This window comes from Vibrio sp. S12_S33 (assembly GCF_963889785.1).
GTDB lineage: Bacteria > Pseudomonadota > Gammaproteobacteria > Enterobacterales > Vibrionaceae > Vibrio > Vibrio aestuarianus.
Genome location: NZ_CAWPQZ010000067.1, coordinates 1 through 10,939 on the forward strand (window position 1 = coordinate 1; position 10,939 = coordinate 10,939).

11 protein-coding genes are annotated in these 10,939 nt (G+C 42.5%); 1 reads left to right on the top strand and 10 read right to left on the bottom strand.

Annotated elements, in window-relative coordinates:
- Positions 1-333: 333 nt before the first annotated feature.
- Complete coding sequence (locus AACW06_RS18010) at positions 334-699, bottom strand: MarR family transcriptional regulator (RefSeq protein ID WP_192076133.1); 366 nt, start codon at positions 697-699, stop codon at positions 334-336.
- Positions 700-943: 244 nt separating this feature from the next.
- Here AACW06_RS18010 and AACW06_RS18015 point away from each other — a divergent pair, with 244 nt between their 5' ends.
- On the top strand, positions 944-1,609 hold the full coding sequence (locus tag AACW06_RS18015; RefSeq protein ID WP_192076134.1) for a DUF2982 domain-containing protein: 666 nt from the start codon (positions 944-946) through the stop codon (positions 1,607-1,609).
- Between the two features lie 37 nt (positions 1,610-1,646).
- Here the strand turns inward: AACW06_RS18015 and AACW06_RS18020 are convergent, their stop codons facing one another.
- The 9 genes from AACW06_RS18020 to AACW06_RS18060 all read right to left on the bottom strand — a co-directional run.
- Entirely contained in the window at positions 1,647-2,303 is a 657-nt protein-coding gene (locus tag AACW06_RS18020) for an MBL fold metallo-hydrolase (RefSeq protein ID WP_192076135.1), read from the bottom strand.
- Between the two features lie 75 nt (positions 2,304-2,378).
- A complete protein-coding gene (locus tag AACW06_RS18025) occupies positions 2,379-2,921 on the bottom strand; it encodes a DUF882 domain-containing protein (protein ID WP_192076136.1) in 543 nt (180 codons plus the stop codon).
- A gap of 215 nt (positions 2,922-3,136) precedes the next feature.
- Positions 3,137-4,690, bottom strand: coding sequence for a L,D-transpeptidase family protein (locus tag AACW06_RS18030; RefSeq protein ID WP_192076137.1), 1,554 nt, complete (start codon positions 4,688-4,690; stop codon positions 3,137-3,139).
- Positions 4,691-4,779: 89 nt separating this feature from the next.
- A complete protein-coding gene (locus AACW06_RS18035) occupies positions 4,780-5,856 on the bottom strand; it encodes a DUF1513 domain-containing protein (RefSeq protein WP_192076138.1) in 1,077 nt (358 codons plus the stop codon).
- A complete protein-coding gene (locus tag AACW06_RS18040; protein ID WP_192076139.1) occupies positions 5,846-6,898 on the bottom strand; it encodes an imelysin family protein in 1,053 nt (350 codons plus the stop codon). Before AACW06_RS18040 ends, AACW06_RS18035 begins: the two co-directional genes overlap by 11 nt.
- Positions 6,899-6,906: 8 nt before the next feature.
- A complete protein-coding gene (locus tag AACW06_RS18045) occupies positions 6,907-8,289 on the bottom strand; it encodes a di-heme oxidoreductase family protein (protein WP_192076140.1) in 1,383 nt (460 codons plus the stop codon).
- 80 nt (positions 8,290-8,369) lie between these two features.
- The gene (locus AACW06_RS18050) at positions 8,370-9,632 is read right to left on the bottom strand and encodes an imelysin family protein (protein ID WP_192076141.1); all 1,263 of its coding nucleotides are present in this window, start codon (positions 9,630-9,632) and stop codon (positions 8,370-8,372) included.
- A 156-nt stretch (positions 9,633-9,788) separates the two neighbouring features.
- Entirely contained in the window at positions 9,789-10,436 is a 648-nt protein-coding gene (locus AACW06_RS18055; RefSeq protein WP_053312328.1) for a GTP cyclohydrolase II, read from the bottom strand.
- 309 nt (positions 10,437-10,745) lie between these two features.
- The coding region (locus AACW06_RS18060) for a transposase (RefSeq protein WP_192076142.1) at positions 10,746-10,939 on the bottom strand (194 nt) is incomplete at its 5' end.

Consider the following 10,939-nt stretch of genomic DNA (forward strand, 5'->3'; position numbering starts at 1 on the left):
CGTGTTTACGTACATGTTCAGTTTGGTTACAAAATCGACATTGAACTTGAATGGTAGCCATGATTTCTTGTTTGAGGGTGAAAAGGTTACCATTTTAACACAAGTTCTCCATGTTGGAGTCACGACCATTATTTAACGTATTGTTTTTAAATTGGATTAAGTTTTGTTTACTGAAAATTCATGAGGAAAGCACGTACGTAATTATAAATAACGAAACTAACGTTTTGTTTTCAAAATTGTGATCAAATAGAGATGTAAGAGAGTAAGGATATTATTGATAAACGAAAAAGCCTCGGAAAACCGAGGCCAAACCAAATCAGAGCGAAAAGAAATTTAAATCGCTTTGTAGATAACTTTGTTACCCGCCAGTTGCTCTTTAGCGACTAGGTTTTCTTCAAGCAGTTTCTTTAATGCTCCGGTTGCCCAAGAAGCTGCTTTTGTATCCTCTTGGCCTGCCACAAGGCCGATAGACTTAGGATTAATGCCTTCAGCATTGCTAGCTACGATGTCTAGCACTTGTTGCTGCTTTGGAGTTAACGCTACATCAACTGCTTTCTTTGCCGCTGGCTTAGCCGCAGTTTGAACAATCGGTTGGGCGGTTACAGGCTTTGCTGTTTTATGCGCTGCTAGTTTTGCAACAGTCGCTTTAATGCGTTTTTGCAGCTTTGCCTGCACGTTACGCTTATGAGCAAGTCTCATCGAGTATTTCTCCATTTCACTGCATTCATCGCAGTGGTCAAAATTTGAAGCGCGTTTTATACCAAAATTCTGCTGTGATTTGTAGGGTATTGCACAGATTGAACAGCAAAAACGCGCCATAAACCGACAAGTGACTACTATTTAAACAACTGGAGATAACAGGAGTTTAGTTAAGATCGCTACCGCAACAAACACGTAAAAAGGTAGATAAATCGACAAACATTACGAGGTCATCAGCAAATACATGCAAACGCTTCATCTCACCAACACTCAGTTTCATCTTCAATCACCCTACGTCCAATGGTGTAACTATATCTGCGTTATTATTGCCATTTTCTTGTTGGTATACGCTCCCAGTCTGACACACGCTCTCTTATTCATCATATTGTTAATCAGCCTTGTTGCTATGGTTTATTTTTTGATTTTAAAAGGAAAAGTGAGCTACACCCTTACTCCTACACATTTTCAACAACACTTATTTAAAGGTGGCTGGGTAGTAAAATGGCACAATGTTCAGCATATTGGAATTTGTAGCTATGACAACCAAGGTTGGCATCAGTCACTACCGTGGATAGGTATTAAGTTAAAAGATTATGAGCCCTACCTCGATAGTATTTGCCCAAGGATTGCGAGCGAGATGTTACTCAGTCAAAGGTCCCTACTCTATTTAGGTGCAAAGCAAAAAGGGCAGGAAACTCGCTTTGAAGAGATAGTGCTTGATTCAGCCGTATTTACCGTAAATGGTGGTAAAAGTTATCAAGGATTATTGGCTATGCTCGCTAATCGTATGCGTTATCAGCGACAATATTTTGATTATGATATTTTTATTTCAGTACAAGATCTTGAGCGAGATGCAGAAAATTTTGTGGGATTAGCTCGGCGTTACCTTGCAGCAGCCGAGCCAGAATAGACATCAAAACAATTAGGCCATGTGATAGCTAGCCACGTTAATATAAAGGCATCTCATCAGCGACAAACGGATTACTTGCTCGCTCTCGCCCGAATGTCGATTGTGGACCGTGACCAGGCACAAAAGTGACATCATTGCCTAAAGGCCATAATTTCGTCTTAATAGAGTCGATAAGAGTATTAAAATCACCTTGTGGAAAATCAGTACGGCCAATACTGCCGTTAAATAGCACATCGCCGACAAAAGCTAACTTAGCTTCTTGGCTAAATAAAACAACATGGCCAGGAGTATGGCCTGGTGTATGTATAACTTGTAGTACTTGATGACCAAATTTAACCTCATCGCCATCAACTAACCATTGGTGAGGCTCAAACGCCTCAGTCAAAGGAAAACCGAACATCTGGCTTTGCCCTTCTAGTCCTTGCAACCAGAAATTGTCGGCTTTATGCGGGCCAATAATTTCAATGCCACCTAACTCTGCCGCTAGTGGCTCGGTACCACCAACATGATCTAAATGACCATGCGTCAATACCAAGTTCACCACTTTCACGCCTAGTTCTTTGATTAACATCGCGAGCTGTTTTGCATCACCACCGGGATCAACCACTACACCTTCCATCGTTTCATTACACCAAACAATGGAGCAGTTTTGAGAAAATGACGTGACAGGAACCACTTGATACTTTAATGACATAGAAAAACCTTATTCGAATCCGAAATTGCTCGAACTATGACATTGACATTGTAATTTGACAAGTCACTGCAACCTTCACGACCAGTGACGCACGGGGCCGGTGTCGATATGAACAAAGTCACTGCTTGGATAATAGCCAACGCCACCAGCTCCAAGCTCAATCGCCGCTTCATGCACTTGACTAAGTTGGACGCCATCTAAACGAAAATCGATAGCCTGACCCAGCATATGATAACTTTTCTTCGCCACACCAGAAGAGTTGTCACGTAGCATCCCATTGGTTGCAGGAGAACGATAACCCGAAATGATCTGCACTTCAGCTTGCGTTCCTATTAAATTTTGAATTTGTGAAATTTGATCAAACAAATTCTTGTCCATCGGATATACTTCGTTACGACGGAAATCACGGCAAATGTGATTCAGTCTTTGCAGTTCAGAATGGATATATTTCACGCCGTTAAAGTAACAGGTTTCAAGCGTTTCACCCGTATGTAAATTATTCATCGCCAGAACACGCGAAGCATTGTGATAAGAAGCCAATACCATTTTCGGTGCACAAGCAGCAGCCACTAAACCACTACCGGCTAATTTCATAAAATCTCTGCGAGAAACCATCACTATTTACCTTCACAACAGGTTTTATTATCAACGGGTTCGAACACTACCGAACTCTATTGTGAAGGTCAAATGCATAAACTGTGCTAGAAACGAACAAACCCAGTACAAAAACTGCTTAGTTATTGAACAGAAAAGAAAACCTGCCTAAGTCATTTTTTGGTAAATTTCCTCATTATTATTCAAATGTTAGAACCCGGTGGCAGTTAATGCTCTACTCAGCCATTACGGTAACTAAAAGAATCATAATGATAAATGTCATCACGGTAGTGCAACTCACCACCTTCATACCAAACTGTTTGGTAGATAATATGAACTGGGATACGTTTCTTAAGTGGAATCGCCGCATTTGTTAGTCCATCTTTATCTGCTAAGTGGTTTTCACTGATTCCTTGGGTTTCCAAAAGCATCAAGGCAAACTTATCGGCATTTTGCACCCTTACACAGCCAGAACTGAACGCCCTCGAAGGGTTATTAAACAAATACTTACTCGGTGTGTCATGCAAATAGATGGCACGTCGATTCGGTGTATTGAATTTATACAAGCCTAAAGCATTACCTTGCCCCGCTTGCTGCCTCATACGATAAGGGAAAGCCGTCGGGTTAACTGTCAGCCAATTAATACTATTCGGATCAATCAATTCTCCGGTTCGCCAGCTACTGATAATGTCAATATTGTGCCGAGCAAGATAATCAATGTCCTTTTTAACCATCGGCAAAATATCTTCAACCATGATCTTATAGGGCACATTCCAAGTTGGATTCAAAATCAATGAGTCCAGTTTAGTGATCATCAAAGGAGTCTTGCGAGAAAGACGACCAACAACAACCTTTGATTGGAATACTTCTTGGCCTAAATACCAATAACGCATATCAAAACTGGGCACATTGACAACGATCAGTGTGTCATTCAGTTCTGGCCATAAGCGCATCCGTTCAGCATTGAGAGCAAGCATCGATATACGATCAGTTAGAGGGAAATTAAGCCATTTGATAGTTTCTGGGCCAATAACACCATCAACCTGCAAACCATGCATGGCCTGAAAATCTTTAACTGGCTTAACTAAGCTATTGTCATACCAAGTGACACCGTCCTCAACTGATGAAACGTCAACATTGACCAACAATAAACGCTCAATGAGTACAGATCTGTGTGATAACTTATCACCCAGTTTTTTTAACCCTCGCTGCTGGTATAAAGAAACCTCGGCCTTTTCCGTACTCAGTAGGAAATCATAAGCATGCAGCAATTGGTCATAAGTTGGGTTTTGGGGTGTATAGAGATTGAGTAGATCAATGATACCTTGCTCTTTAACCGCCATATGCAAAGCAAATAATGCCTCTTGACTGGGCGGTGCTAATAGTTGATTAAGCTTCGATTCAAAGAACCATGCCATTCCAATTTTAGGTGCCTGCTCTGCGTAACTCAGATACAGAAGCAGAGTATCGGTTGCAAGAAGATCATATTCAAACATCAAATTACGTTCACGATAAGCCTGCATCTGATTAAATTGACGAGTAAACAGCGGGCTAAAGCCTGCACGTCGAATGACATCGAGTTGATATTCGAATTGGTCAATAACTTGGCTATCAAACCAAATTGACTGGTCGTTATTCTCTTGATAAATGCGTTCTAATAAGTGTGGATATTGAATAAACGACTCAAGTTCGTTGCCAGATTTTATCCAACCTAATTGTTCAAACCTTTCCATAGCAGAAAGCGAAAAGCTACTAACTATTAATAATAACGCCAATGTGGTGCCTTTTATCATCCTGAAATATCCAATTCATCCTGCATTGAATTTAGTATGGCAAAAGAATTCGTCTTGCGCGAAGTGTTGTGATTTAAATATTCAATTAATTAAATCACAGCAGACCAGTGGTTGTCCCAAAGAACATTACAATGAACACGTACCTCAGGCTCGGGATAACGGCAATTAACCGCTAACCCAGCCCCTGAACTGATTTGGAATTGATCATTATTGACAACAACGCCAGAAGCATCTGGCAAAGAAGATAATTCGACTAACTCCAAGCTATCCTTTGACCAAACCCCATAGCAATTACCTCGAGGCGAAGTCGCTAAAATCCATTGTTCCGTCGCGGCAATACTAGCGATATAGTGATTAAACCTTGCCCACTGTTCTGGTTCTGCTTGCAGAGGCAATAATTCACCACCTTGAGTATGCATCGCTAGCAGCGATGGGAATTCATCCACTTGCCCCCGATATTGTTGCCCACATAGAACGGTTTGTCCGCCATCATGCGTGAGGTGGCGAATACTCAGATGTCGGTCACTCAAAGTACGCTGCTCAACAATATGACCTTGTTCTGAAAGATAGGTCAAACTCGGCATCATACTCTCTATATTAAGCGGGGTTCGGCCATCAGTATGAACGCCCCCCACCCCAATCGCTAACCGGTTGTCGGACATGACTATTACTTCATGAGGACCAATACCAAACTCGCTAAACTCGGCGACTTTTTGGTATTGGTGGTGAACATCATACACACCGATAATGCCACGACTAGTTGATCTTTCGCCCTCAGCGGCATACAACCACGCACCATCATTGGAATAAACCCCATGCCCATAAAAAAACCTTGTACGCATAGCTGGTTGCAATTTAATTACTTCGCCAGTTTGATAGTTAAACGCCATAAAAAACTCACCTGGACGGCGAGCAAATGCAACAGCGTGTGGTAATTGACGGTGAATCGCAACACCATGACCACGAGCAGGTAAAGGCAAGGTTCGAATCGCTTGCCCTTTGGAATCGGCTACTACCGCCTGAAATTGAGCCCTGTTATGAATGGCGCAGCCAATTAAAGCGGGGGAATTTTGTTGAATCGTAGCACATCCAAAAGGTAACACAGGTGCGGCAGCGCCAAACAATGCCGCTTTTAAAAGGGTTCGCCTTGTTTGATCAGTCACCATCAGTTGCGTTAAATCCTATTGTGATACCTAATTCCACTGCGACTTCATCGTGCAGCAAATAATTGAGTTGCTCAAACTTATTGTATTGAGAAAGCACCTTTCGGTACCCTTCTTTATTTTGTAATAAATCAAACAAACTTGGCTCGGTTGGCCAAGTTAACAGCATCAAGGCAAAGTGGTTCTGCACGCGGTCAGCAAGGTCATTCAACCCTTTATCTCGCAGTAAAAAATCCAACCCTCCATCAGCTAAATATAACCTCTGCATTGCTTCAACATTGGCTTTCAGGTTGTTCATCGACACCTTTGCTCGCCATGACTCAGCGAAATAAGGACGCGGTTGTCCAATATTGGCTAACGGACGACTGAGCTTTTTCATACTGTAATCGAGTTGATTTGATAGTAGAGCAATGTATTCCGCTTCCCACGCCATGGCATCTAACGCTGCCCATGGATTAACATTCCATTGTGTGGCAATAAATTGTGCTTTGGTTGCTAAATTTTGGCTAATCGCTTGTGCAGCCTCACAAACCTGATGGATATTTTCTGATGAGTTGATGGTGTTCAATAAAGGTGAATATTCATCGTAAAGTAACCATTCAATAGCACCAATCCCTTGCACAGTAACACTTTGAGAGGCAATATCGTGCTCTGTCCATAAGATATCTGAGTGAACTAAGACATTCATTTTCCGCCCAGTGGTATCTTTTTTATCTGGCCAAAATTGAACATTCCAACTTTGTTCTAACGCTTTTGCTGGGCCACGCTCTTGCCCTTGAAGAGCCATCCAAGCTAGCGTCGTTTGTTGCCACTGGTTCTTTACTCCATCCAAACCGGTGTTAGGTGACCGACAATACTGCTCAAATCCCAACACTAATTGCTCAGCTTGCTGCGCGAAATGCTGAGCGGCAGCAAACTCAATTCGATAAACGCCTTGACTTATGTGTTGCGTTGATTGCATAGCATTGACGGTTTCTAGTTGTGAAGATTGGCAAGCGGTTAACAGCAACATGCTCAACGCTGAAAATGCGATTGAAATTTTCATGGCTTCCCCTACAAAGAGTTCAAAAAGGCAATTAACGCTTCACGCTCAGCCACATTGAGTTTCAATACTTGCTGTTGCGCGCTTTGTGCTTCGCCGCCATGCCATAAGATAGCTTCCATCAAGTTACGCGCACGACCATCATGCAGAAAATAAGTATGGCCACTTACTTCTTGGGTATAGCCAATTCCCCATAAAGGTGGGGTTCGCCACTCTTGACCATTTGCTAGAGCTTCTGGACGGTTATCTGCTAACCCTTCCCCCATGTCGTGTAGTAACAAGTCGCTATAGGGCGCGATTTTTTGGTTGGACAACGCGGGGCGATCGACCACTTTGGCTGTTTTCAAGTCCGTTCGATGGCAGCTTTCACAGCCAACTTGCTTAAATAGGGACTGACCCATTTTTACCTGAGGATCATCCACATTACGTCGCACAGGAACGGCTAAATGTTGAGAATAGAATTCAACAAAATCAAGAATATTATCACTAACCTCTGGCTCTCCACCGTTGGGTAATGATTGGCACAGTGTCTGTGTGTCGGTGCAATTTTCTTTGGGAAATAAGCGACTGGTTAGCCCAAGATCGCCATTAAACGCGGCGGCATTTTGCTGCATTAGCGTTGGTTGACCCGCTTTCCAACCAAAACGCCCTAATGCGAAACGTTGTTTTTCCACATCCCATACACGGTTTACTTTGCCCGAAATACCATCGCTATCGATGTCATCAGGGTCGGCCATTGCCAGTAACGTCTCGTCGGCAATACTTTCCAATAAACCCAAACCAATCATTGGTGGGGCAACGCGTGCTGAAAACTGAGTATCAGGGTGCATCTCACCATACGCTAGCTCGGTAATTTTTAAATTTGGCTTACGTAGCATCACATGAGTACCATCGACAAAAGTTACCGCAAATTCTTGGTACTTGATGTCTATTTTTCCTTCTGCTTTTTGGTCTGGAAGCGCAAAGTCTTGTAACTGCCCGCCATAGATAGGCTCTGGGATCACGCCTTCTTTTTCATAAATGGCTTTATGTTGCTCCGTGACCGCAGGAATACTCAAACGCACCAACATTGAAACCGCATGAGTATCGTTTTTCTCTGGAGGATGACCTCGTCCATCTTTAATGTGGCAATTCTGGCAGCCATTGGTGTTAAACAACGGCCCTAGGCCATCTCTGGCATCGGTAGAAGAAGGCGCAGGAACCCAAGGATTGCGGAAAAAGCTGTTACCGACGCTAAAATCAAGGCGCTTGCTCATTGGCAAATTCGCCGCTGGTAATGAATAGGTATTCGGCCCAGTTTTAGTCGTACTGGTCTCGCCACCAGATTTCACTTCGTCGGCTAAGCCTGGCAATGCAAGTAAACTCAATAGTGCGGCTGTGAAAACTAATTTCATTCCGTCATTCTCAATAATTATCGTTTCAGTGTAAAAGAGGAAAAGGGCTCATATGAGCCCTTATTTGCTGCTATTTATTATTAAAATTCGTGGTCGGCTGTATCAGGGTTGAGGTTATCGATACCAATCACTAACGCGGCTCGTTCAATGGAGGCAGTTTGCGCCACGAGCGCCATGATCGCGCCATTTACAACGGCGTTACCCTGTGGGTTATCTGCTGCAATCAGTTGGTCAAAATGTTGGTCATTTTTCTCAGCTGAAGTGACTAACTTGCCCACTTCAGCTCGGGCGTTATCAAATTGCTTTTGAATCTCTTTGGCCACTTGAGCGTCTTTTTGAGCAACAAGGTCGTTAATACTTGCACCCGTTAACAACGTACCGTCATGACGTTTGTAAATACCCGTATAAACGTTATAAATACCTTGCTCGTTATAATAGTGAGAGTTATGTGTGTTGTCGGAAAAACAGTCATGCTCATCTTCTGTCGAGTTCGCTTCCAACGCGACTTTCATCCGCTCACCCGCAAGTTCACCAAGTGACAGCGATCCCATACCAAACATCATTTTTCGCAAACCATTGTCTGATGATTCGTTGAGTAATTGCTGACGGTAGTTGGCTTTTTCATCCGCTGACCACTGTTTTTCCATCCATTCTAAATCTTGAACCAACAATTGAGCCACTGCCTTTAGATACTGACCACGACGATCGCAGTAATCATTAGTACACTCATTACCTACAACAAAATCTGTATAAGCACGAGCACCCGCCCCTGCATTAGTGCCATTTAAGTCTTGTCCCCACAACAAGAATTCAATTGCGTGGTAACCTGAAGCTACGTTTGCCTCTGAACCACCGACTTCGTTTAAACTAGCAATCAATTCTGGTGTGATGGTCGAGACGTCAATTGTGTTAGCGCCAATTTTTAAGGTTTGATTAGCGATAATGTTTGCGCTCGCTCCTTCATTACCCAACTCATATTGATAGTCGGTTGCAACGTAATCGATTAACCCTTCGTCTAACGGCCAAGCATTCAATTGTCCTTCCCAGTCATCAACTACAGAATTACCAAAACGAAAAACTTCAGACTGCTGGTAAGGCACGCGAGATACAATCCATGCTTGTTTGATATCATTTAATTTTGCCGCAGAAGGCGCAGCGAGGAATTGATCAATAGATTTTTCTAATGATTGAGCTGTCGTAAGAGAATCGGCAAAAACTGCATGGGCAATATTGGCATAATGTTCAACCACCTGCTCTTTTGTTACGGCAGCTGCAAAAGATGCACTACTTGCCATAGCAAGTGAGACAGCAATAGATTGAGACAGAAGTGTGTTAACTTTCATGAGAGCGTCCTTGTTGAGCAAATTAATTATGGTAGTGCTAATTATTATCATTTGCACTTTGATTGCCGATAATACAAATTTACATTTTTTTTGCAAGGTGTAAACGACAAAAACCTCAACAATGTGAGGCTTTTGTCGTTTAATCATAATGCTCAGTTATAGTTTTAAATGGTGCTTACCATGAGACACTTTCGCTTTAAGATAACTCTCGTTGCCAGATTTGATATGGGCAGCGGTGTTCACGACTTCAACAATCTCTATGCCGTGTTCTTTGAGTTCTTTAATTTTCTTCGGGTTATTCGTCACTAAACGAATTTTCGTCACATTCAGTGCTTTTAACATCTGTGCGGCTTCAGTGAAATCACGGAGGTCATCACCAAAACCCAAATGGTTATTCGCTTCGTATGTATTCATACCTTCACTTTGTAAGCGATAGGCATCAATTTTATTGTAAAGGCCAATGCCCCGGCCTTCTTGACGCAAATAAAGAATAATGCCGCCAGCTTCGCCCATTTTATTTATGGTTTCTTCTAGTTGTTCACCACAATCACAACGTGATGAATGGAACACATCGCCAGTCAAACACTCAGAATGCATACGGACTAGTGGCGTTTCTTGGGTAACGTCAGCTGTTCTGAAAATAACCGCAACATGCTCTTTATCCGTTTTTAGTCCTCTAAACGAGAGGATTTCCGCATCGATATTACTTTTGACACCGACTTTAAAATCTACTCTGGCTCGTACTTCCGCCATATCTACACTCACTTGAATTGTTGCTTGTTGCAATATTGAATTGATTTTCATTCGACCTACCCACTGTTCACTAACTATGGGGATTGATACCCCAATTTTCAATCAAAAGATCACAAGTGAGAATTGTTATAATATAACAATTCTTATCAAACAACAGAAAAAGATAAGATAGGAAAGTTAAATAGCGGGTTTAAGGTGACTATACCCAAACTACTTGAAGTTGCGGGTAGACGGTAGGCAAGTGAATCCCCATAAACATAGATAAGCAATCTGATTGGTTGAACGAGCGCTGCAAACGCTGTTGCAACTTCAAGTATGCTGTAGAGTAGATACCCCCGTGCATGCACGGGGTACTTACTGTTACAACTCCATGCGGAGTTGGCCAGAATCCTTTTCGCCCTGGTGTCTAACGTAATTCGCTATAATTTGTTCATTCACGCCTACGCTACTGACAAAGTAACCTGGCGACCAAACAATGTTCTCTTTCCAGTAAACCTTACTTAGCCAACTGAACGTTTTTCGCATGTGGTGCGACGATTGGCTTTTTAGTTTAC

Coding starts and splice junctions, on each gene's coding strand:
- AACW06_RS18010 (WP_192076133.1), bottom strand. CDS start 699: ATGAGACTTGCTCATAAGCGTAACGTGCAGGCAAAGCTGCAAAAACGC.
- AACW06_RS18015 (WP_192076134.1), top strand. CDS start 944: ATGCAAACGCTTCATCTCACCAACACTCAGTTTCATCTTCAATCACCC.
- AACW06_RS18020 (WP_192076135.1), bottom strand. CDS start 2,303: ATGTCATTAAAGTATCAAGTGGTTCCTGTCACGTCATTTTCTCAAAAC.
- AACW06_RS18030 (WP_192076137.1), bottom strand. CDS start 4,690: ATGATAAAAGGCACCACATTGGCGTTATTATTAATAGTTAGTAGCTTT.
- AACW06_RS18035 (WP_192076138.1), bottom strand. CDS start 5,856: ATGGTGACTGATCAAACAAGGCGAACCCTTTTAAAAGCGGCATTGTTT.
- AACW06_RS18040 (WP_192076139.1), bottom strand. CDS start 6,898: ATGAAAATTTCAATCGCATTTTCAGCGTTGAGCATGTTGCTGTTAACC.
- AACW06_RS18045 (WP_192076140.1), bottom strand. CDS start 8,289: ATGAAATTAGTTTTCACAGCCGCACTATTGAGTTTACTTGCATTGCCA.
- AACW06_RS18050 (WP_192076141.1), bottom strand. CDS start 9,632: ATGAAAGTTAACACACTTCTGTCTCAATCTATTGCTGTCTCACTTGCT.
- AACW06_RS18055 (WP_053312328.1), bottom strand. CDS start 10,436: ATGAAAATCAATTCAATATTGCAACAAGCAACAATTCAAGTGAGTGTA.